We start from the raw sequence: 20,020 nt of genomic DNA, 5'->3' as shown, positions 1-20,020 counted from the left end.
CACCGCTGGGCGCGACGCGCGATAGTGGCCCGTGGATCAGCGTCCCGACCCGAAGGCGGTCCCATGCCCGGCGAGCAGCCCCACCTGTACGAGACCCTCGACGAGCGGTTCCGGACGGGGAGATGCCAGGCGGGGGACTCGCGGCTGGAGACGCTGTACGAGGGGTGCCGGTGGGCCGAGGGGCCGGTGTACGTGCCCGCCGGGCGGTATCTCGTGTGGAGCGACATCCCCAACGACCGGCTGCTGCGGTGGGACGAGACCACCGGGGCCGTCGGGGTCTTCCGCTCCCCCGCCGGGTACCCGAACGGCGGCACCCTGGACGGCGAGGGCCGCCTCATCACCTGTGAGCAGGGCAATCGGAGGGTGACCCGGACCGAGCACGACGGGTCGGTCACCGTGCTCGCCGAGCGGTTCCGGGGCAAGCGGCTCAACAGCCCCAACGACGCCGTCGTCAGGTCGGACGGGTCGGTGTGGTTCTCCGACCCCGAGTTCGGGATCGCCACCGATTACGAGGGGCATCGCGCCGAGAGCGAGATCGGCGCCCGCAACGTCTACCGCGTCGACCCCGCGAGCGGCGAGGTGCGGCTGGTCGCCGACGGGTTCCAGGGGCCGAACGGGCTCGTCTTCTCGCCGGACGAGCGGCGGCTGTACGTGTCCGACAGCCTCGCGAACCACATCCGCGTCTTCGACGTCCACGAGGACGGAACCTCGCTCTCCGGCGGCGAGGTCTTCACCGTGTGCGCGCAGGGCACCTTCGACAACATCCGCTTCGACGACGAGGGGCGGCTCTGGGCGGCCGCCATGGACGGGGGCGTGCACTGCTACGACCCCGACGGCACGCTGCTGGGCCGCATCCTGGTGCCCGGCACCGTCGCCAACGTGCGGTTCGGCGGCGCCCGGCGCAACCGGCTGTTCATCGCCGCCGACACCACCCTGTATTCGTTGATGATGTCGGTCACCGGCACTTCGGCCCTGCCGCTCAGCCGGTGACCCGTTTCCGCAGGGCGCCCTTCACGACCTTCCCGCTCGCGTTGCGCGGCAGCTCGGCGACGAACTCCACCGTTCTCGGCACCTTGTAGTTCGCCATCTCCCTGCGGGACCAGGCGATCAGGTCGTCGGCGGTCAGCAGGGCGCCGGGGCGCCGTACGACGTAGGCCCGGCCGACCTCCCCGAGCCGGGCGTCCGGTACGCCGATCACCGCCACGTCGGCCACGTCCGGGTGGAGGCCCAGGAGCTGCTCTATCTCGGCGGGGTAGGCGTTGAAGCCGCCGACGATGAACATGTCCTTCAGGCGGTCGGTGATGCGCAGGTTCCCCGCCGCGTCCAGGACTCCGACGTCGCCGGTGCGCAGCCAGCCGTCGGGCGACAGCACCTCGGCGGTGGCCCGCTCGTCCTCGTAGTAGCCGCTCATGACGTTGAAGCCGCGCACCAGGACCTCGCCGGGCAGGCCGGGTTCCAGAGGCCGGCCCTCGGGGTCCACGACCCGGATCCGCGTGCCGGGGACGGCGCGGCCCGACGTGGAGGCGATGACCGTGAGGTCGTCGCCGCGCCGGCACATGGTGACGATGCCGCTCGCCTCGGAGAGGCCGTAGGCGGTGAGGACCGTGCCGATGCCGAGTTCGCCGCGCAGGCGCTCCACCAGGCGCAGCGGCACGACCGCCGCTCCCGTCACGACCAGGCGGAGGGCCGAGAGGTCGTGGGCGTCGCGTGCGGGGTGGTCGAGCAGGGACTGGAGGAGGGTCGGGGGGCCGGGGAGCACGGAGACCCGCTCGGCGGCGATGTTGGCCAGGACCGTGTTCACGCTGAACACCGGCTGGGGGATCATCGTCGCGCCCCGCATGAGGCAGGCGATCACCCCGGCCTTGTAGCCGAAGGTGTGGAAGAACGGGTTGACGATCAGATAGCGGTCGCCCCGGGTGAGGCCCGCGAGGTCGCCCCAGATGTCGTAGGCGCGCAGCGTCTGGTCGTGGGTGATGACCGCGCCCTTGGGGCGGCCCGTCGTGCCCGAGGTGAAGATGATGTCCGAGGGCCAGGTCCCCCGTACGGCCGCGGACCGGTCGCGTACCTCCGCCGTTCCCACCCCCTCCCCGCCGGCCAGGAAGTCCTTCCAGGTCAGGAAGCCGGCCGGTGCGTCCTCGGAGAGGACGACCGCGTGCTTCAGGGCGGGCAGGCCGGGCAGCGGGCCGGTGCCCGGGCCGTCCCCGGCCGCCCTGCGCAGGGACGCCACGTAGGAGGTGCCGAGGAACGTGCCGGTGACGAACAGCAGTCGGGCGCCGCTGCGGCGCAGCACGTCCGCCGCTTCGGCGCCCTTGAAGCGGGTGTTCAGCGGCACGAGCACCGCGCCCGCCGAAACGGCTCCCAGGGCGCCGACGATCCAGTCGAGCGAGTTCGGCGCCCAGATGCCGACCCGGTCGCCCGGCTCGATCCCGTTCGCCAGGCAGGCCGCCGCCGCGCGCTCCACGCGCATGCCCAGTTCCGCGTAGGTGACGCGGGTGCGGCCCTCGACCACCGCCTCGTCGTCCGCGTACCGTTCGGCCGCCGCCCTGACCAGGTCCGGAATGCTTCCCCACGCCGTATCCGACCGCACCGCACGCCTCCCCACGCCCTAGGAGCTGACTGTTCGTCAGATTATCTGTAATCTGACGCCCTGTCAGCGACCGTTCGGGCCCGGAGGTGCGCGCAGCATGGCAGCAGGATCGGGAGGCCTCAAGGACGCCACCGCTCTCGTCGGCATAGGTCAGACGCCCTTCGCCAAACGGCTCCCGGAGGACGAACGCACCCTCGCCTGCCGCGCCGTCCTGGCCGCTCTGGACGACGCCGGGATCGCGCCCGGCGAGGTCGACGCCCTGGCCTCCTACACCATGGAGGAGACGGACGAGGTGGAGCTGGCCAAGGCCTGCGGCTTCGGCGACCTCACCTTCTTCAGCAAGGTCGGCTTCGGGGGCGGGGGTTCGTGCGCCACCGTCGCCCATCTCGCCGCCGCCATCACCGCCGGGCAGGCGAGCGTCGGGGTGGCCTGGCGGTCCCGCAAGCGGGGCAGCGGCCCCCGGCCCTGGACCGACACGACCGTCCAGCTCCCGACCCCGGCCCAGTGGACCCGGCCGTTCGGGCTGCTGCGGCCCGCCGACGAGATCGCGATGCTCACCCGCCGCTACCTGCACGCATACGGCGCCACCCGGGAGCACCTGTTCAACGTCGCCCTCGCCTGCCGCAACCGGGCCAACCAGAACCCCGCCGCGATCATGTACGACCGGCCCCTCACCCGCGAGATGTACATGACCTCCCGCTGGATCAGCGAGCCGCTCTGCCTCTTCGACAACTGCCTGGAGACCGACGGGGCGCTGGCGTGTGTCGTGGTCTCCGCCGAGCGGGCCCGCGACTGCCGACGCCGGCCCGTCTACGTCCACTCCGCCGCCCAGTCGCTGCCCGCCCAGCACCACGGCATGGTCAACTACTGGAACGACGACCCCCTCACCGGCCCCGCCTGGAGCGCCGCCCGGCATCTGTGGAAACACTCCGACCTGACCCCGGAGGACATCGACGTCGCCCAGATCTACGACGCCTTCACACCGCTGGTCCTGCTCTCCCTGGAGGGCTACGGCTTCTGCGGGCGCGGTGAGGGCGGGGCGTTCACCGAGGGCGGGGCGCTGGAGATCGGCGGGCTGCTGCCGGTGAACACCGGCGGGGGCGGGCTGTCCGAGGCCTACGTCCACGGCTTCAACCTCATCAACGAAGGGGTGAAGCAGCTGCGGGGGACCAGCACCGCCCAGGTGCCGGGCGCCTCCGCCTGTCTGGTCACGGCGGGTGAAGGGGTCCCGACCTCCGCCCTGCTGCTGAGGAGTTGAGGAGCGACCATGCTGCGTCCCGTCCCCGACCCCGACGGCGCACCCTTCTGGGAGTACGCCGCCCGGGGCGAACTGCGCGTCCAGGCCTGCGCCGCATGCGGAGAACTCCGTTTCCCGCCCCGGCCCTGCTGCCCGCACTGCCAGTCCTTCGACGCCGAGTGGCGGCCGGTGTCCGGCCGCGGCCGGGTCTGGTCGTACGTCGTGGCCCATCCGCCGCTGCTGCCCGACTACGCCGCGCAGGCGCCGTACAACGTGGTCGTCGTCGAACTGGACGAGGCGCCCCGGATCCGGCTGGTGGGCAACCTGGTCACCGGGGCCGGGCAGCCGCTCGACTCCTTCCCGCCCGAGAGCCTTCGCATCGGCGCCCGGGTGCGGGCCGTCTTCCACGACGGCCTTCCCCAGTGGGTTCCGGAGCGGTCATGAGCAGCGTCCTCGTGCGGACCGACACGGACAGCGGGGTCGCCGTCGTGACGCTCAACCGGCCCGAGCGGCTCAACGCCGTCGACCTCGCCATGGCCGACGAACTCGCCTCCACCTGGGGCGAGCTGCGGTTCGACGACTCCGTACGGGCGATCGTCCTCACCGGGGCCGGCGAGCGTGCCTTCTGCACCGGCATCGACCGGGACGCCGTCGTGCCGCAGCCGAACTCGCCCTACGCGCAGGACGATCCGCTGCTCGGCATCGGGCCGAAGGCGAACGACCTGTGGAAACCGGTCGTGGCCGCCGTGCACGGCATGGCCTGCGGAGGGGCCTTCTACCTGCTCGGCGAGGCCGAGTTCGTCATCGCGGACACCACCGCCTCCTTCTTCGACCCGCACACCACCTACGGCATGGTCAGCGCCTACGAGTCCGTCCTGATGGCGCAGCGCATGCCCTACGGGGAGGTCGCGCGGATGGCGTTGATGGGCACGGCCGAGCGGATCTCGGCCCGGCGGGCGTACGAGACCGGACTGGTGTCGGAACTCGTGGCGGACGGCGAGGCCGTGGGGGCGGCGGCCGGGTGCGCCGCCGTCCTCGCCGGGTATCCCACCGAGGCCGTGCAGGGGACGGTGCGGGCGCTGTGGGCCGCGAGTGAGGCGGGGCGCTCGCAGGGGATCGCGCAGGCACCCCACCTCATCGCACTCGGGAACGCGACGGGAGCACGGCAGGCCCGTCTGTTCGCGGGACGGTCACGGCAGTACCGGTCGCGCCAGTAAAAGTCGCTACCTCACTCCTGCCTATGCTCGAGGAGTGGTTGAGCATCGGATGATCGACGTCAATGGCATACAGCTGCACATCGCGGAGCAGGGCGAGGGCCCGCTCGTGGTGCTGCTGCACGGATTCCCGGAGTCCTGGCACTCCTGGCGGCACCAGTTCGGGCCACTGGCCGAGGCCGGTTTTCGGGTGGTCGCGCCCGACCAGCGCGGGTACGGCGGCAGCGACCGCCCCGAGGACGTGAACGCGTACAGCATCCTCCACCTGGTGGGGGACGTGGTGGGGCTGATCCACGCGCTGGGCGAGGAGCGGGCGTTCGTCGTCGGGCACGACTGGGGCGCGCCGGTGGCCTGGCACACCGCGCTGCTGCGGCCGGACGTGGTACGCGGGGTGGCCGGACTGAGCGTGCCGCCGCCGTTCCGCGGGAGCCGGCCTCCGCTTCAGACCATGCGGGAGCGCTTCGAGGGCCGCTTCTACTGGAACTACTTCCACCGGCCCGGGGTCGCGGAGGCCGAGTTCGGCGCCGACACCCGCACGACCCTGCGCAAGCTGCTGTACTCCGCCTCCGGTGACGCGCCGAACGCCGGGCGTCCCGAGCAGGCCCTGGTCGACCTGGACCGCGGCTGGCTCACGGACGCGCCGGACCCCGAGGTACTCCCCGAGTGGCTCACCGAGGAGGACCTCGACCTGCTCACCGAGAGCTTCGAGCCGGGCTTCACGGGCGCGCTCAACTGGTACCGCAACCTGGACCGCAACTGGGAGTTGACCGCCCCCTGGCAGGGCGCGGTCGTCTCCCCGCCCGCCCTGTACGTGTACGGCGACCGGGACGTCGTGCCCGCCTTCCCGGGCACGCCCGAACTGATCGAGCAACTCCCCGAGTTGATGCCGAACCTGCGCCGCAAGCCACTCGTGCTGCCGGGCTGCGGCCACTGGACACAGCAGGAGCGGCCCGCCGAGGTGAACGAGGCGCTGATCGACTTCCTGACGGAACTGCGGGACTGATACCCCGCCGGTCGCCCGTCCTGCCGGTGGTCACACGAGTGGCCGTGCTCGTCGCACGGACGGCTTGAGGGCACGCCCGGCTTCTCCTGCGTCGTCGCGTACGACTCGGAGGAGCCGGCCGGCCTCGCCTACGGCGCCCCTCTCGCGCCCGGCCGCGAATGGTGGCGCTCCACCGGACACCAGCCGAAGGACGGCCATTCCACCTACGCCGTGTCCGAGGTGATGGTGCGCCCGCGCTGGCGCAAGCGCGGCATCTCCGAGCGACTTCACGAAGCGCTCTTGAAGGAGCGCACGGAAGACCTGGCCGTGCTCCTGGTCGACGTGACACACCCCAAGGTGCAGGAGCTGTACGAGTCCTGGGGGTACGCCAAGGTCGGCGAGCAGCAACCGTTCGCCGACTCCCCGGTGTACGCGGTCATGGTCAAGGACCTTCGAGCCTGAGACGGCCCCGAGGGGCGGAGCGACGGGCGCTGCCCGGAGCCCCTTCCGTACCGGGACGACGGCCGCTCGGGCCGGTCAGGCGGTGCGTGCCGTGCCCGTGCCCTTCTCCGCGTCCAGTGCGTAGACACAGCGGTCCTTGCTGCACGCGTACACCACCCCGTCCCGGACGACCGGGGAGCCGGTGATCTCGCCGCCGGTGGCGAGCTTCCAGCGCAGCCGGCCGTCGTCGGCCTTCAGGGTGTAGAGCAGGTGGTCGGTGGAGCCGAAGTGGATACGGCCCTCGGCGACCGAGGGGGTGCCCACGATGTCGCCGCCCGCCTGGAAGCGCCACTTGGGTGTGCCGGTGACCGCGTCGAGGGTGTAGAGGCCCTTGCCGCTGCCCACGTGGACATGGCCGGCGGCCACCAGGACGGGGTCGACGCAGGAGCGGGCCTCGGTGGCGATGCGCCAGCGGTCGCGGCCGTCGGTGGCGTCGAGGGCGTAGACCGTGCCGAGGTAGTCGGTGAGGTAGATGCCGCCGCCGGTGACGGCCGGGCCGGGGACGAAGGTGGGCGGGCACAGGAACACGGCCGGGGCCTCGAAGTGCCACTTCACATGCCCGGCGGCCACGTCGAGGGCGAGGACGCGGGTGCCGGCGCAGACATAGACGTAGCCGTCGGTGGCCTGCGTGAGCCGGACCGGGACGCCGCCGCAGGAGGCCGCGTCGCCGATCGGGTACGACCATCGTTCCTCGCCGGTGCGGGCGTCCAGGGCGCGCAGCCGGGCGTCCTGCCACACGTAGACCGTGCCGTCGTGCAGGACGGGTCCGGCCTCGGGGGACTCGAAGTCGGACTGGCAGCCGGTGATCTCCCAGAGCTTCTGGCCGCCGGAGGCCTCCCAGCCCTGCACTCCGCCGCCGCGGGTGCCGGTGACGACGGTGCCGCGGCCGGCCTTGAGCGAGTAGACCCAGGCGTCCGTCTGCAGACGCCACAGGTCGCCGCCCTCACGGGCGTCGAGGGCGAACAGGGTGGGCCCGTCGGAGGCGTGGATACGGCCGTCCGCGACCGCCATGGACCAGGCGACGTCCCGGGTCTTGAAGCGGCGGCGACCGGTGGCGACGTCCAGGGCGTGCACCTCGAAGGAGGTGACGTACACGAGGTCGCCGTCGACGGAGGGGGTGCCCCAGACGTCGTTGGACATGCGGAAGCGCCACGGCCGCCAGCCACCGGCCTGCTCCGGCGGCGCGGCCGGGGCCGGGGGCGCGGCGACGGCGGGGTCCGCGCCGTTGACGCCCGGGCGGGGCTTGGACCAGGAGGCGGCGAGGGCGGCCTCCGGAGGGGGCGCCTGGACGGCGGCGGCCCGCACGTCGGCGACTCGCGGGCCGGGGCCGATGGGCACCTTGGCGCCGGCCAGCCGGACGGGGCCGGTGTCGGGGCCGCCGGCCGGCGCGGGGACGACGGGGTCGTGCGAGGGCGGGGGCGGGATGGGCACGGGGGCGGGGCGTCCGCCGCCGCGTCCGGCGCCCTGGGCGGGCTTGCCGGCCGGGCGGCCGTTGCGGCGGGACTCGATCAGGCCCACGGCCCGCTCGGGCAGCCACGCGGAGGCCGTGCCGCTGTCGTCGGAGCCGGAGCCGAAGAGGTGCGGGGCGAGCTGGGCCTGGAGGTCGGCCGGGTTGGGGCGGGCCGTCGGGTCCATCTGCATACAGGACTCGATGAGCGGCCGCAGTTCGTCCGGGAGCCCTTCGAGGTCCGGGCCCTCGCGCAGCAGCATGAAGACCGTCTCGACCGGGTTGGCGCCGTGGAAGGGCGGGTGCCCGGTGGCGGCGAAGACCAGCATCGAGCCCAGCGAGAAGACGTCGCTGGCGCCGGTGACGCTGCGGGAGTCCTTGGCCTGCTCGGGGGACATGTAGGCGGGGGTGCCGACGGCGACGTTCGTCATCGTCAGACGGGTGTTCGAAACGCCGGACGCGATACCGAAGTCGATCACCCGGGGCCCGTCCTCGACGACGAGGACGTTCGACGGCTTGAGGTCCCGGTGCACCAGGCCCGCGCCGTGGATGGACTGGAGCGCCTCGGCCACACCCGCTGCCAGCCAGCGCACCGCCTGGGCCGGCATCGGGCCGCAGTCGTTCACTATCTCCTCGAGGGAGGGTGCGGGGACGTACGCGGTGGCCAGCCACGGCACGGCGGCGCGCGGGTCGGCGTCCACGACCGCGGCCGTGTAGAAGCCGGAGACGGCGCGGGCCGCCTCCACCTCACGGGTGAAGCGGACCCGGAACAACTGGTCCTCGGCCAGCTCCGTCCGGACGGTCTTGATCGCCACACGCCGGCCGGACGCCGAACGCGCGAGATAGACCAGCCCCATGCCGCCGGCACCCAGCCGTCCCAGCACCTCGAACGGCCCGATCCGCCGCGGATCGTGCTGCGTCAGCTGATCCACCACTCTGCCTGCCACCTCCCCGTACGAGCCGCGCCAAGCCACATGTTCCACGCGACCCCGTGCAGCGTCTCACCACCGCACCGCCATGGCGGCACGCACCCTGATTCTTCCTGGCCGGAGCCGTGGTGGCGAACCCGGTGACAATTGGGATGTCCAGTGGCAAAGGAGATCAAATGATGACCAAACAATGCCTGCTCAGCGGCGCAGCAGCGCGAAGGACGCCCCCTGATCGTCCGTGACGACGGCCACCTCGCCGTACGAGGTCTCGAAGGGCGGGGCCTGCACCCGGCCGCCGAGCCGCCGCACGTCCTCCAGCGCGGCCGTGACGTCATCGACCGCGAAGTGCACCAGGAAGTGGGGCGGCATCTCGGCGGGGAACACGTCGGAGACGGGGGCGCGGCCGAAGTCCGGCGCGGCGTCCGGCCCGAACAGGGCCTCCCGGAAGAGATCGCCGTAGAAGGCGTTGGCGGCCTCGGTGTCCCGGGCGTACAGCTCGGCCCAGGCGAAGGTGCCCGGCTCGTGCCGCTTGCCGAAGCCGGGGTGCTCCTCCGGCTGCCACAGGGCGAAGACGGCGCCCTCCGGGTCGGTGACGAGCGCGGTGACGCCCAGATCACCGGCCGGCACCGGCGCCGAGACGACCTGCCCGCCCGCGTCCCGGATACGCCGGGCCAGGGCCGGTGCGTCCGGGGTGGCGAAGTACACCGTCCAGACGCTGGGCAGCCGGCCGTCCACCTTGCGGACCAGGGCCGCCACGGGCTCGCCGTCCTTCAGTGCCTGCGCGAAGGAGCCGAACCAGTCCTCGAAGGACCATCCGAAAAGTTCACCGTAGAACCGCTTGCCCGCCTCGACGTCGGGAAGTTGCGCGTCCACCCAGCAGGGGACGCCCTCTCCGTACACCGATGCCCTGTTTTCGGCCATGCCGACAACGTAACCGCGTCTGCCGCAACCCGCAGACCAGGCACACCAGCCTCGGCACTCCCTCGCACCCCATTTGCAGTCGGCCGAATCGCGCCCCGATCACGCCTCGGTAAGCTGACGGCATGACAGGACAAGTGCGTACCGTCGACGGCCGCGTGGCCGGCCGGCGTGGGCAGGCGACTCGGCAGAAGCTGCTCGACTGCCTCAGCGAGATGCTCAGCTCCTCCCCGTACCGCGACGTCAAAGTCATCGATGTCGCCCGGAGAGCGGGCACTTCACCCGCGACCTTCTACCAGTACTTCCCGGACGTCGAGGGCGCCGTCCTGGAGATCGCCGAGCAAATGGCGACCGAGGGCGCCGCGTTGACGGAGCTCCTGGAGGGCCGCTCCTGGGCCGGCAAGGCCGGCTGGCAGACGGCTCAGGAACTCGTCGACGGTTTCCTGGAGTTCTGGCGCAAGAACGACGCGATCCTCCGGGTCGTCGATCTCGGTGCCGCCGAGGGCGACAAGCGGTTCTACAAACTCCGCATGAAGATCCTCAACTCGGTGAACAACTCCCTCGCGGACGCCGTCGCCGAGCTCCAGTCCAAGGGCAGGGTGGACAAGGACGTGAACCCGGCGGCCGTGGCCGGCTCGCTCGTCGCGATGCTCGCGGCCGTCGCCTCCCACCAGAAGGGCTTCTCCTCCTGGGGCGTGAAACAGGCCGAACTGAAGCCGAACCTCGCCCTGTTGGTGTACCTGGGCGTCACCGGCCGGAAGCCGACGAAGTAGCGGCGGCGCGGCGGCCTCTCACCTTTCCAAGTCCTGTCTGGCAGGCGGTGGTCCACCCGGGTGGACCACCGCCTGTCGCGCTGTTACGGTCCATTTTCGCCGCTTCTGCCCTGTGCCCCTCTTACGCCTCTCTCCTCCTACCTCCGTACGAGCCGGAACACCCGGATCTCCCGCTCCACCCGCGCCTGGTACGTCGCGTACGGCGGCCAGAACGCCAGCAGCGCCCGCCACGCCGCCGCCCGCTCCTCCCCCGCCAGCAGCAGGGCCGTGACCGGGACGTCCTGCCCCTTCCAGCTGATCTCGGCGTCGGGATGAGCGAGCAGGTTGTGACTCCAGGCGGGGTGCCCCGGCCGCCCGAAGTTGGACCCGACGACGATCCAGGCGCGCCCGCCGTCCTCCGGCATACAGGCCAGCGGCGTACGCCGGGCCAGCCCGCTCCTCGCCCCGGTCGAGGTCAGCACCACACCGGGGAGCAGTTGGGCGCTGAGCAGCACCCTTCCCCGGGTGAGCCGGTGCACGACCCGGTCGAGGGCGGGCACCACGTGCGGCGCCACGCGGGCGAAGCCCCTCGTCGACGACATCTTCTGCACCACGCGCGCGCCCTTCATGTCCCGGCCTCCTCGAAGACGTGTGCCGCGTCGGCGGCGTGCGCCCGCAGCCGGTGCACCGGCCCGAACAGCAGCTCGTCGCCCGCGGCACGCTTGAAGTACAGGTGAGCCTCGTGTTCCCAGGTGAACCCGATACCGCCGTGCAACTGGATCCCCTCGGCGGCGGCGCGGCGCAGGGCTTCGAGCGCCTGGGCGAGGGCGAGGCCGCCGGCCGTGTCCTCGGGGGCGGGAGCGCGGGCGGGGGCGGGAGCGCGGGCGGCGGTGGCTTCGGCGGCGGGGCCGACGGCGGCTTCGGCAGCGATGGCGCACGCGGCAGTGGCATCTGCGGCAAGGGCATCCGCGGCAATGGCTTCGGTGGTGGCCCAAGCCGCGTAGTACGCCGCCGAGCGGGCCGCCTGCACCTGGACGTACGTGTCGGCCAGCCGGTGCTTGACCGCCTGGAAGGAGCCGACCGGCCGCCCGAACTGCTCGCGCCGCGCCACGTATGCGACGGTCCGCTCCAGCACCCGGTCGGCGGCCCCCACGGCCTCGGCCGCGAGACAGGCCGCGGCGGTGTCACCGAGCCGGGCGAGGGCGGCCAGGAAGGCCACGGCTTCACCGCCCAGCAACTCGGCCGGAGTGTCGCGCAGTTGGATGCGCCCCTGCGGACGGGTCGCGTCCAGCGCGGTCTGCCGGGCACGTGTCAGCCCGGCGGCGTCACCGCGGACGAGGAAGGGCAGCACCCGGGACCGGGCGAACCCCCCGGCGTGCGCGGCGACCACCAGCAGGTGAGCACTGTGCCCGTCGAGGACCTGCTCGACCTGCCCGTACAGCCGCCAGCCGCCCTCCGCCCGCCGGGCCTGCACTCCCCCGGCCCGTCCGCCGCCCGCCCACTGACCGCGCCGGTCGTGGCCGGTGAGTGCGAGGGCGGTGGCGAGGGCCGGCCCCGGTACGGCGAGGGCGGCGGTGAGGTGGCCGGAGGCGAGGGGTGGCAGCAGTGCGGCGCGCTGGGCGCCGGTGCCGAGGGCCAGCAGCAGCGGGGCGGTGAGCACGGCGGTGGCGAGCAGGGGCGTGGGGGCGAGGGCCCGGCCCGTCTCCTCGCAGGCCAGCGCCAGTTCCGTAGCCGAGCAGCCGACACCGCCGTAGGCCTCGGGCAGGGCCAGGGCGGGCAGGCCGAGCCGTTCGGCGAGGGTGGTCCACAGGGCCCGGTCGTGACCGGCCGGGGTGTCGACGGCGGCCCGCAGCTTCTCGGGACCGCACCGCTTGGTCAGCAGTTCGCGCAGGGTGCGGCGGATCTCGTCCTGTTCGTCGGTGAAGCGGGCGTCCATGGGGCACCTCTCTCCGCATCTGACGGTGCGTCATATTAGGGCGGCGGAACAGGGAAGCCCAGAGTCCTGCCAGGCGCGCGCATCTGATGTACCGTCAGATTCATGGTGGCCCGGAGGAGAGCGGCCGTCGTCGGCGTGGCCCTGTCGGACTGCGGCCGCCTGGACGACGCGACCCCGTACGCCCTGCACGCCCAGGCGGCCCGCCGCGCCCTGGCCGACGCGGGCCTGGACCGGTCACTGGTCGACGGCTTCGCCTCGGCGGGCCTGGGCACCCTCGCCCCGATCGAGGTCGCCGAGTATCTGGGCCTGCGTCCCAGCTGGGTCGACTCCACCTCCGTGGGCGGCTCCACCTGGGAGGTCATGGCGGCCCACGCGGCGGACGCGATCGCGGCCGGGCACGCCCGCGCGGTGCTGCTCGTGTACGGCTCGACGGCCCGCGCGGACGTCCACGCGGGCCGCCGCACCGGGACGCTGTCCTTCGGCACGCGAGGCCCCTCGCAGTTCGAAGTCCCCTACGGCCACACCCTGATCGCCAAGTACGCCATGGCGGCCCGCCGCCACATGATCGAGTACGGCACGACGATCGAGCAGCTGGCGGAGGTGGCGGTGCAGGCCCGGGCCAACGCGGCCCTCAACCCGGAGGCGATGTTCCGCACCCCCGTCACCGTCGACGAGGTGCAGGCCGGACCCCTGATCGCGGACCCCTTCACCAAACTGCACTGCTGCGTCCGCTCCGACGGCGGGGCCGCGGTGCTGCTGGCGGCGGAGGAGTACGTGAGGGACTGCCGCACCGCACCGGTGTGGGTGCTGGGGACGGGAGAGGCCGTCTCGCACGCGGCCATGTCCGAGTGGCCGGACTTCACGGTCTCGCCGGCGGCGGTGAGCGGGCGGCTGGCGTTCGAACGGGCGGGGGTGCGGCCGTCGGAGATCGACTTCGCCGAGATCTACGACGCGTTCACCTACATGACCCTGGTGACACTGGAGGACCTCGGCTTCTGCGGGAAGGGCGAGGGCGGGGCGTTCGTGGAGAAGGGGCGGCTGCGGGTCGAGGGCGGTGCGCTGCCGGTGAACACCGACGGCGGCGGGCTGTCGGCTCAGCATCCCGGGATGCGCGGGCTGTTCCTGCTGGTGGAGGCGGTGCGGCAGCTGCGCGGGGAGTGCGGGGCGAGGCAGGTGCGGCGGAGGGACGGCGCACTGCCCGGGCTGTCGGTGGCGTCGGGGACGGGGGGCTGGTTCTGCTCGTCGGGGACGGTGGTGCTGGGGGCGGGGTGAGCGGGCCCGCCGCCGGTGGGCCGCTTCGGGGAACAGCCGGTCGCCGCGAGGGCGTTGTACTGATGCGCATGCCGACCGCCCTGCCGAAGGAGACCGGAATGGCCCTGACCCGCGAAGAGCGTGAGCAGTTCCTGTCCGAGCCGCACATCGCGGCGCTCGCCGTCGACGCGGGGGCGGGCCGCGCGCCCCTGACGGTGCCGATCTGGTACCAGTACGAGCCCGGCGGCGACATCTGGATCATGACCGGTCGGGACTCCCGCAAGAACGAGCTGATCAGCGCGGCGGGCCGGTTCTCGCTGATGGTGGACCGGCTGGAACCCACCATCCGGTACGTGTCGGTCGAGGGTCCGGTCGTCGACGCCTCCCCCGCCACCCTCGAACAGCTCCGGGAGATCTCGGCCCGCTACCTCCCGGCCGAGAAGGTCGACGGCTATGTGGAAGCCGCCTGGACCAACCACGGTGAGCAGCTGGTGCTGCGCATGCGGCCGGAGCGGTGGGTGTCGTCGGACCTGGGGCAGGTGTGACCCACTAGGGCTCCGGGTGGCCGGGGTGCCCGGTGGTGCCGAGGGCGGTGACAATCGAGGCATGGCAACCGATCTTCACGAGCTGCTGAGGTCACTGCGGGTCTGGGACCCGGAGGTCACCGCCCTGCCCTCGTTCGACCCGGCCACCGCCCCGGCCGCTCCTCTGCCCCTCTTCGCCGAGTGGTTCGCGGCGGCGGTGGCGGCCGGCCAGAGCGAGCCGCACACCATGTCGCTGGCGACCTCGGACGAGTCGGGCCTGCCCGACGTGCGAATCGTGATGCTGCACGGCGCGGACGCCGACGGCTGGAGCTTCGCGTCCCACGCCGGCAGCCGCAAGGGCCGGCACCTCACCGGCCGGCCGTACGCCGCGCTCGGCTTCTACTGGCCGGTGCTGGGCCGCCAGGTGCGGGTACGCGGCCCGGTGTCGGCGGCCCCGTCCGGGGAAGCCCAGGGCGACCTGCACGCCCGCTCGACGGGGGCGCTGGCAGCCGCGCTGACCGGACGCCAGAGCGAGGTGCTCGCCTCCCTGGACGAACTGGCCCGGGTCTCGGAGTCGGCGTGGGAACGGGCCTCACGGGAACCGGAGGCGCCGGTGCCGTCCTGGACGCTGTACCGGCTGCGGGCGGAGGAGGTCGAGTTCTTCCAGGGCGACGAGCGCCGTCGGCATGTCCGGCTCCGCTACCGGCGGGACGGGGAGGAGACGGCCGGGGAGGGGTGGTCGCGGGAGCTGCTCTGGCCGTGAGGGGGCGTTTCGCGCGACCGACGCCCGCCACCTGACCGACGACCTCGGAATCAGGACCTCGGAATCAGGACCTCGGTTCCGGGTCGTCCGGCCCACGGCCCGACCCGCCGAAACGGCCTCAGCCCGTGAAGTCGTACACCTCGAAGTCCGCCACCGGGCGGTAGCCGATGCGTTGGTAGAGGCCGTTGCTGGTCGGGTTGGCCAGGTCGGTGAAGAGGAGGACCTCGTCCGCTCCGGCGGCCAGGGCGGCGCGGCTGACCTCGGTCGTGGCCGCGCCCGCGTAGCCACGGCCGCGCAGGTGGGACGGGGTGTAGACGGGCGCGACCCGGATCTGGCCGGCGACCTGCGGACCGGTGCCGGCCATGGCGACGGGGGTGCCGTCGGGGGCCTCCCAGAAGGTGATGCCGCCGCTGTCGATACGGGCGTCCGCCCACTCGGCGGAGCCGCGGGCGGTGCCCTGGCCGACGGACTCGCTGAACTCGTCGTGCCAGCGGACCAGTAGCTCGCGGTCCGCTGCGACCGCGACCCGGGGTCGGCCGGGCGGTACGGGCTCGGGCGCGGTCAGGGTGCCGAGCCGGTAGAGCCGCTGGCGCTGGCGGAGGGTCACTGTCACGCCCGTGTGCCGCTGCCAGGCCTCGGCGAAGGCGGCGGCGGTGTCGCACGGCGCGTTCACGCCGGGCGGGCGGTGCCCGAGGGCGGCCAGCCGCGCGGCGAGGGCGTCGGTGTCCCCGGGGGTGAGGGCCGTGAGGTTCAGCCAGTGCGGCGGGGTGCGGAAGAAGGTCGCCCGGACGGCGCCGTCGCGTTCCAGCAGGCCGAACTCCGGCGCTCCGCCGCCGTACACGCTCCGACCGCGCGTGCGCAGCGTCACCGTCACCGTCAGTGGCACGGTGTGCAGCGCCGGCCGGGAGCGGAGGAAGGCACCCGCGCGGGTCAGGAAGTCGTCGAGGTCATGGGTGAGGTGCCAGCCACCGGTTTCGGTGTCGGTCGCGGTGCCTGTGCCTGTGCCTGTGTCCATGGTTCATGGTGCCGTGGGCGGCCTTCGGGGCACCCCCCGTTTTTCGCGGGCGGCCCGGCTCAGGTGCCGCTGTCCTCGGCGAGCGTGTGCGCCACCAGCGCGTTGGCGTGGCCGTGTCCCAGGCCGTGCTCGGTCTTGAGCCAGGTGACGAGCTCCATGTGCCGGGTCAGTGGCGAGCTGCGGATGAGCTCCTGCCAGTCGGCGATCGGCCGGCCGTACTTCTTCTCGATGGACGGGAGGTAGCTGGCGGGGCCCTTCACGGGTGCGGTCATCTCGGCCGGTCCCTTCTCTTCTCTGCGGTTCCACAGCGGGGATGCCACGGTTGCCGGGTGAGACCGGCCGGGCCGCCCGAACTGATCGCCGCTTCGCGGTGACGGGCGTCACATGCCCGTGTTCCGCCCGTCCGGCCCTGCCGGCTCCGGATCCGGAGCCGGATCCGTGGCCAGGCGTGCGTGCAGATGGGCGTCCCGGAACGCGTCGTGGCGGCCTTCCTGGAAGACCGCGCCGCGCAGGGTGCCCTCGTAGGAGAACCCGCACCGCTCGGCGATCCGGCACGACGCGTCGTGTCCGACCGCGTGATCCAACTCCAGTCGGTGCAGCCCGAGTTGCGTCAGCGCCCAATGGGCGGTGAGCAGGAGGGCCCGGGTGGCGACGCCTTGGCCGCGGGCCTCGGGCAGGACCCAGTAGCCGACCCGGGCGACCTTCAGGTGGTACTTGATCTCGTTGACGCCGATGTGCCCCAGTGCCGTGTCGGTGCGCGCGTCCGCGATCCGGAACGACACCGACGTTCCCTCCAAGGCGCTCTGCGCCCGGGCGAGCAGCGACTCCCGCGCGCTCGCCCGGTCCGTGACCGGTCTCAACGGGGTGTTCCAGCGCCGGAAGTCCGGATCCCGCATGCCGCGCAGCCAGGTGTCGACGTCGGCACCGGACCCCGCGTCCCAGGGGCGCAGACGGAGGCCGTGGCCGTGGAGATCCGGGTGGGAGCCGGTCAGGGACCGGTCGCGTATGAGGGCCATGGGTCCCATTCAAACCCGTGATGCGGGATTCGGGGCGCCGGGACGGAGAGAACACGGACACCATCGGACCCGGCTCCCCGGACGATCGGGGCGCGACCGCCGGAGGCATCCGGGTTCGGCCCCAGGACGCCACCCTCCCTACCGCCCAGCCCTTCCGATCAACGCGGCCCGGCCGACGGCAGCGGCTCCGGTCCGGCCCCAGGGCGCCATCCCTCCCTACCGCCCAGCCCTTCCGATCAACGCGGCCCGGCCGACGGCAGCGGCTCCGGTCCGGCCCCAGGGCGCCATCCCTCCCTACCGCCCAGCCCTTCCGATCAACGCGGCCCGGCCGACGGCAGCGGCTCCGGTCCGGCCCCAGGGCGCCATCCCTCCCTACCGCCCAGCCCTTCCGATCAACGCGGCCCGGCCGACGGCAGCGGCTCCGGTCCGGCCCCAGGACGCGATCCTCCCTGCCGCCCGGCCGTTCCGATCAACGCGGCCCGGCCGACGGCGGCGGCTCGGGACGGGGCACCGTCCGGAACACCGGGACGCCCTCCCGGAACGCCACCTCCAGCTCCGCGCCGCCCGACAGGCCCGGCTCCTCGCCTACCGGGTGGCCCTCCGCCCCCACGATCTCCGTCATCATCCGCGGGCCCTCGGCGAGTTCGACCACGGCGGCGACGTAGGGGACGCGGTCCGGGAACGGCGGCAGGTCGTTGCGGTGGACGACGGACCACGTGTAGAGCGTGGCGCGGCCGCTCGCCGCCTCCCACCTCACGTCCTCGCTCCAGCAGTGGGGACAGAACTCGCGCGGATAGTGGTGGGCCCGGCCGCAGGCCCCGCAGCGGCGGATCAGCAGCCTGCCCTCGGCGGCCGCGTCCCAGTACGCCCGGGTGAAGGCGTCGGGTTCGGGCAGGTCGAAGCGGGCGGCCATCAGAACAGGCCCAGGGCGCTGTCCAGCGACCACGTCTGCCAGGACATCCCGAACAGCCCGACCACCGACATCAGCGCCATCATCGAGTTCTGCCCCTGTTCGGCCACGTCGTGGACCATGAGCGTGAAGTAGAGGGTGTTGAGGAGGAATCCGCCGACCAGGGCGACCGGGGTGAGGAAGCCGGTGATCAGGCCCAGGCCGAGGGCCAGTTCCGCGTGGACGACGATGTACGCCATCGCGCGCGGGTGGGGTGCGACGACCGCCTCGAAGCCCGAACGGACGGCGCGCCAGCGGTGTTCGGCGGCGATGCCGGCCGCCCACGCGATGCCGGTGCCCCGTTCGAACCAGGCCTTGCGGTCCTTGTGCCGCCAGCTCTCCAGCCACCACAGCCCGAGCCCGACGCGCAGCACGGCCAGCCATTCCGCTCCGGTGAGCCAGATCGCGTCCATGAAATCTGACGGTACGTCAGTTTCTCGGAGGCGCACAACCCGCCGAGAGGGACGCGTGCGGAACCGGGAACGGAACCGCGTGCGGTCCCCCTGGGCCCCCTGGGGATCCTTCCGGACAGGCATGCCCACCGGCCCGCCACAACCGGGCGACCTGCGCACGGTCCGTTCCCTGTCCCCCTACAGCCGTGATCAATCCGCAACCAATTCCGGTCTTGACCGAGACCCATCAAGCAGTCCCGTGATTACGCTCCCGCTCATGGCCGACTCCACACCCTCCACACACGCCTCCGCGCAGCCCCCGCCCGACCGCCCCGTCTACGTCATCGGCGGCGGGCCCGGAGGGCTCTCCGCGGCGTACGCGCTGCGCGCCCGGGGCATACGGGCCGTCGTCCTGGAGAAGTCCGACCGCGTCGGGGCGTCCTGGCGCCGCCACTACGACCGGCTGCGCCTGCACACCACCCGCCGCCTCTCCGCCCTGCCCGGCCTGCCCATGCCCCGCCGGTTCGGGCGGTGGGTGTCCCGGGACGACGTGGTGCGGTACCTGGAGAAGTACGCCGAGCACCACCGCCTCGAGATCGTCACCGGCGTCGAGGTGTCCCGGATCGAGCGCTCCCCCGACGGCACGGGCTGGCTGCTGCGCGCCACCGGCGGCCGGGAACTGACCGGCGCGGCCGTGGTCGTCGCCACCGGCTACAACCACACCCCGCGCGTGCCGGACTGGCCCGGCCGGGCCGCCTTCACCGGCGAGTTCCTGCACGCCGGCGCGTACCGCGACGGCGAGCCCTACGCCGGCCGGGACGTCCTCGTCGCCGGCGCCGGCAACACCGGCGCCGAGATCGCCGTCGACCTGATGGAGAGCGGTGCCGCCCGGGTCCGGCTCGCCGTGCGCACCGTCCCCCACATCGTGCGCCGGTCGACGGCCGGCTGGGCCGCGCAGTACAGCGGCGTCCTGGTCCGCCGGCTGCCGGTCGGCCTGGTCGACCGCGTCGCCCGGGTGCAGGCCAAGGTGGCCGTGCCCGACCTGTCGGCCCACGGGCTGCCGCGTCCCGACACCGGGCTGTACTCGCGGGTGCGGCAGGGGGCGATCCCGGTGCAGGACGTCGGCCTGATCGACGCCGTGCGCAAGGGCAAGGTGGAGATCGTGGCCGCCGTGGAGTGCTTCGAGGACGGCGGCAAGATCGCCCTGGCCGACGGCACCCGGATCTCCCCGGACGTCGTGATCGCCGCCACCGGGTACGTCCGCGCCCTGGAGGACCTGGTCGGCCACCTCGACGTGCTCGACGACCGCGGCAGACCCGTCGCCCACGGCGCCCGCACCCCGAGCAACGCCCCGGGCTTGTACTTCACCGGCTTCACCAACCCGATCAGCGGCAATCTCCGCGAGATGGCGCTCGACGCGGTGAAGATCGCGAAGGCCGTCGCGAGGAACGACTCGGGGGGCGCGTCCCGGCTGCCGTCCTGAGAACCTCGCTTCGCGGGCGAGACGCCCGGCTGACCGTCCGCACAACTTCACCCGCTCGCACCGTTCCTGACGTCACGTCAGTTCAGTAATCTGACAAGGCGTCAGTTAGCGGCTGTCTCACAGG

Annotated in this window: 20 protein-coding genes and 1 pseudogene; 11 read left to right on the top strand and 10 right to left on the bottom strand. The window is 73.0% G+C overall.

Annotated features, from left to right (window positions below):
- Positions 1–63: 63 nt before the first annotated feature.
- Positions 64–990, top strand: a complete 927-nt coding sequence (locus QNO09_RS22165) for an SMP-30/gluconolactonase/LRE family protein (protein ID WP_283971977.1) — start codon at positions 64–66, stop codon at positions 988–990.
- On the opposite strand, the gene QNO09_RS22160 is transcribed toward QNO09_RS22165, so the two are convergent.
- Complete coding sequence (locus QNO09_RS22160; RefSeq protein ID WP_283971976.1) at positions 980–2,587, bottom strand: FadD3 family acyl-CoA ligase; 1,608 nt, start codon at positions 2,585–2,587, stop codon at positions 980–982. The two genes, QNO09_RS22165 and QNO09_RS22160, sit on opposite strands and share 11 nt — an antisense overlap.
- A gap of 97 nt (positions 2,588–2,684) precedes the next feature.
- On the opposite strand from QNO09_RS22160, the gene QNO09_RS22155 reads away from it, so the two are divergent.
- The 5 genes and pseudogenes from QNO09_RS22155 to QNO09_RS22135 all read left to right on the top strand — a co-directional run.
- Positions 2,685–3,845: a lipid-transfer protein gene (locus QNO09_RS22155; RefSeq protein WP_283971975.1), complete on the top strand. Its 1,161-nt coding sequence runs from the start codon at positions 2,685–2,687 to the stop codon at positions 3,843–3,845.
- Between the two features lie 9 nt (positions 3,846–3,854).
- Positions 3,855–4,268: a Zn-ribbon domain-containing OB-fold protein gene (locus QNO09_RS22150; RefSeq protein ID WP_283971974.1), complete on the top strand. Its 414-nt coding sequence runs from the start codon at positions 3,855–3,857 to the stop codon at positions 4,266–4,268.
- Positions 4,265–5,041 carry an enoyl-CoA hydratase/isomerase family protein gene (locus tag QNO09_RS22145; RefSeq protein WP_283971973.1) on the top strand — a complete coding sequence of 259 codons (777 nt, stop codon included), beginning with the start codon at positions 4,265–4,267 and terminating at the stop codon, positions 5,039–5,041. The genes QNO09_RS22150 and QNO09_RS22145 overlap by 4 nt, the downstream gene beginning before the upstream one ends.
- 49 nt (positions 5,042–5,090) lie before the next feature.
- A complete protein-coding gene (locus QNO09_RS22140; RefSeq protein WP_283971972.1) occupies positions 5,091–6,041 on the top strand; it encodes an alpha/beta fold hydrolase in 951 nt (316 codons plus the stop codon).
- Between the two features lie 45 nt (positions 6,042–6,086).
- Positions 6,087–6,482, top strand: a pseudogene (locus tag QNO09_RS22135) (GNAT family N-acetyltransferase); the annotation flags it as partial.
- 75 nt (positions 6,483–6,557) lie between these two features.
- Here the strand turns inward: QNO09_RS22135 and QNO09_RS22130 are convergent.
- On the bottom strand, positions 6,558–8,903 hold the full coding sequence (locus QNO09_RS22130) for an outer membrane protein assembly factor BamB family protein (RefSeq protein ID WP_283971971.1): 2,346 nt from the start codon (positions 8,901–8,903) through the stop codon (positions 6,558–6,560).
- 192 nt (positions 8,904–9,095) lie between these two features.
- Positions 9,096–9,818, bottom strand: coding sequence for an AfsK-binding protein KbpA (kbpA, locus tag QNO09_RS22125; protein WP_283971970.1), 723 nt, complete (start codon positions 9,816–9,818; stop codon positions 9,096–9,098).
- A gap of 122 nt (positions 9,819–9,940) precedes the next feature.
- Here kbpA and QNO09_RS22120 point away from each other — a divergent pair, with 122 nt between their 5' ends.
- On the top strand, positions 9,941–10,588 hold the full coding sequence (locus QNO09_RS22120) for a TetR/AcrR family transcriptional regulator (RefSeq protein ID WP_283971969.1): 648 nt from the start codon (positions 9,941–9,943) through the stop codon (positions 10,586–10,588).
- A gap of 137 nt (positions 10,589–10,725) precedes the next feature.
- On the opposite strand, the gene QNO09_RS22115 is transcribed toward QNO09_RS22120, so the two are convergent.
- Together QNO09_RS22115 and QNO09_RS22110 are read right to left on the bottom strand one after the other, a co-directional pair.
- Entirely contained in the window at positions 10,726–11,196 is a 471-nt protein-coding gene (locus QNO09_RS22115; RefSeq protein ID WP_283971968.1) for a nitroreductase/quinone reductase family protein, read from the bottom strand.
- Positions 11,193–12,503, bottom strand: a complete 1,311-nt coding sequence (locus tag QNO09_RS22110) for an acyl-CoA dehydrogenase family protein (protein ID WP_283971967.1) — start codon at positions 12,501–12,503, stop codon at positions 11,193–11,195. Before QNO09_RS22110 ends, QNO09_RS22115 begins: the two co-directional genes overlap by 4 nt.
- A gap of 102 nt (positions 12,504–12,605) precedes the next feature.
- Between QNO09_RS22110 and QNO09_RS22105 the strand changes: the two genes are divergently transcribed.
- From QNO09_RS22105 to QNO09_RS22095, 3 genes are all read left to right on the top strand, one after another.
- Entirely contained in the window at positions 12,606–13,775 is a 1,170-nt protein-coding gene (locus QNO09_RS22105; protein WP_283971966.1) for a thiolase C-terminal domain-containing protein, read from the top strand.
- Positions 13,776–13,873: 98 nt separating this feature from the next.
- On the top strand, positions 13,874–14,299 hold the full coding sequence (locus QNO09_RS22100; protein ID WP_283972020.1) for a pyridoxamine 5'-phosphate oxidase family protein: 426 nt from the start codon (positions 13,874–13,876) through the stop codon (positions 14,297–14,299).
- A gap of 61 nt (positions 14,300–14,360) precedes the next feature.
- Positions 14,361–15,041 (top strand): pyridoxine/pyridoxamine 5'-phosphate oxidase, encoded by a 681-nt coding sequence (locus tag QNO09_RS22095; RefSeq protein WP_283971965.1) that lies wholly within the window; start codon positions 14,361–14,363, stop codon positions 15,039–15,041.
- A 118-nt stretch (positions 15,042–15,159) separates the two neighbouring features.
- On the opposite strand, the gene QNO09_RS22090 is transcribed toward QNO09_RS22095, so the two are convergent.
- From QNO09_RS22090 to QNO09_RS22070, 5 genes are all read right to left on the bottom strand, one after another.
- Positions 15,160–16,056 (bottom strand): GNAT family N-acetyltransferase, encoded by an 897-nt coding sequence (locus QNO09_RS22090; RefSeq protein ID WP_283971964.1) that lies wholly within the window; start codon positions 16,054–16,056, stop codon positions 15,160–15,162.
- Positions 16,057–16,115: 59 nt separating this feature from the next.
- Positions 16,116–16,328, bottom strand: coding sequence for a DUF4287 domain-containing protein (locus QNO09_RS22085; RefSeq protein ID WP_283971963.1), 213 nt, complete (start codon positions 16,326–16,328; stop codon positions 16,116–16,118).
- A 108-nt stretch (positions 16,329–16,436) separates the two neighbouring features.
- Positions 16,437–17,072 carry a GNAT family N-acetyltransferase gene (locus QNO09_RS22080; RefSeq protein ID WP_283971962.1) on the bottom strand — a complete coding sequence of 212 codons (636 nt, stop codon included), beginning with the start codon at positions 17,070–17,072 and terminating at the stop codon, positions 16,437–16,439.
- 469 nt (positions 17,073–17,541) lie between these two features.
- On the bottom strand, positions 17,542–17,985 hold the full coding sequence (locus QNO09_RS22075; RefSeq protein ID WP_283971961.1) for a Zn-ribbon domain-containing OB-fold protein: 444 nt from the start codon (positions 17,983–17,985) through the stop codon (positions 17,542–17,544).
- Positions 17,985–18,434: a DoxX family protein gene (locus tag QNO09_RS22070; RefSeq protein ID WP_283971960.1), complete on the bottom strand. Its 450-nt coding sequence runs from the start codon at positions 18,432–18,434 to the stop codon at positions 17,985–17,987. Before QNO09_RS22070 ends, QNO09_RS22075 begins: the two co-directional genes overlap by 1 nt.
- 256 nt (positions 18,435–18,690) lie before the next feature.
- On the opposite strand from QNO09_RS22070, the gene QNO09_RS22065 reads away from it, so the two are divergent.
- A complete protein-coding gene (locus tag QNO09_RS22065) occupies positions 18,691–19,896 on the top strand; it encodes a flavin-containing monooxygenase (protein WP_283971959.1) in 1,206 nt (401 codons plus the stop codon).
- The last annotated feature ends 124 nt before the right edge of the window (positions 19,897–20,020 follow it).

Origin of the sequence: Streptomyces sp. 378, assembly GCF_030124145.1 — a bacterium.
Taxonomy (GTDB): Bacteria; Actinomycetota; Actinomycetes; order Streptomycetales; family Streptomycetaceae; genus Streptomyces.
Note: the sequence above shows the minus strand (reverse complement) of the source record. Positions and strands in the feature narration are given on the sequence as shown.

What these genes read in the sequence shown, in the direction of transcription:
- QNO09_RS22165 (WP_283971977.1), top strand. Translation starts at nt 64, where the DNA reads ATGCCCGGCGAGCAGCCCCACCTGTACGAGACCCTCGACGAGCGGTTC.
- QNO09_RS22155 (WP_283971975.1), top strand. Translation starts at nt 2,685, where the DNA reads ATGGCAGCAGGATCGGGAGGCCTCAAGGACGCCACCGCTCTCGTCGGC.
- QNO09_RS22150 (WP_283971974.1), top strand. Translation starts at nt 3,855, where the DNA reads ATGCTGCGTCCCGTCCCCGACCCCGACGGCGCACCCTTCTGGGAGTAC.
- QNO09_RS22145 (WP_283971973.1), top strand. Translation starts at nt 4,265, where the DNA reads ATGAGCAGCGTCCTCGTGCGGACCGACACGGACAGCGGGGTCGCCGTC.
- QNO09_RS22140 (WP_283971972.1), top strand. Translation starts at nt 5,091, where the DNA reads ATGATCGACGTCAATGGCATACAGCTGCACATCGCGGAGCAGGGCGAG.
- kbpA (WP_283971970.1), bottom strand. Translation starts at nt 9,818, where the DNA reads ATGGCCGAAAACAGGGCATCGGTGTACGGAGAGGGCGTCCCCTGCTGG.
- QNO09_RS22120 (WP_283971969.1), top strand. Translation starts at nt 9,941, where the DNA reads ATGACAGGACAAGTGCGTACCGTCGACGGCCGCGTGGCCGGCCGGCGT.
- QNO09_RS22115 (WP_283971968.1), bottom strand. Translation starts at nt 11,196, where the DNA reads ATGAAGGGCGCGCGCGTGGTGCAGAAGATGTCGTCGACGAGGGGCTTC.
- QNO09_RS22110 (WP_283971967.1), bottom strand. Translation starts at nt 12,503, where the DNA reads ATGGACGCCCGCTTCACCGACGAACAGGACGAGATCCGCCGCACCCTG.
- QNO09_RS22105 (WP_283971966.1), top strand. Translation starts at nt 12,606, where the DNA reads ATGGTGGCCCGGAGGAGAGCGGCCGTCGTCGGCGTGGCCCTGTCGGAC.
- QNO09_RS22100 (WP_283972020.1), top strand. Translation starts at nt 13,874, where the DNA reads ATGGCCCTGACCCGCGAAGAGCGTGAGCAGTTCCTGTCCGAGCCGCAC.
- QNO09_RS22095 (WP_283971965.1), top strand. Translation starts at nt 14,361, where the DNA reads ATGGCAACCGATCTTCACGAGCTGCTGAGGTCACTGCGGGTCTGGGAC.
- QNO09_RS22090 (WP_283971964.1), bottom strand. Translation starts at nt 16,056, where the DNA reads ATGGACACAGGCACAGGCACAGGCACCGCGACCGACACCGAAACCGGT.
- QNO09_RS22085 (WP_283971963.1), bottom strand. Translation starts at nt 16,328, where the DNA reads ATGACCGCACCCGTGAAGGGCCCCGCCAGCTACCTCCCGTCCATCGAG.
- QNO09_RS22080 (WP_283971962.1), bottom strand. Translation starts at nt 17,072, where the DNA reads ATGGCCCTCATACGCGACCGGTCCCTGACCGGCTCCCACCCGGATCTC.
- QNO09_RS22075 (WP_283971961.1), bottom strand. Translation starts at nt 17,985, where the DNA reads ATGGCCGCCCGCTTCGACCTGCCCGAACCCGACGCCTTCACCCGGGCG.
- QNO09_RS22070 (WP_283971960.1), bottom strand. Translation starts at nt 18,434, where the DNA reads ATGGACGCGATCTGGCTCACCGGAGCGGAATGGCTGGCCGTGCTGCGC.
- QNO09_RS22065 (WP_283971959.1), top strand. Translation starts at nt 18,691, where the DNA reads ATGGCCGACTCCACACCCTCCACACACGCCTCCGCGCAGCCCCCGCCC.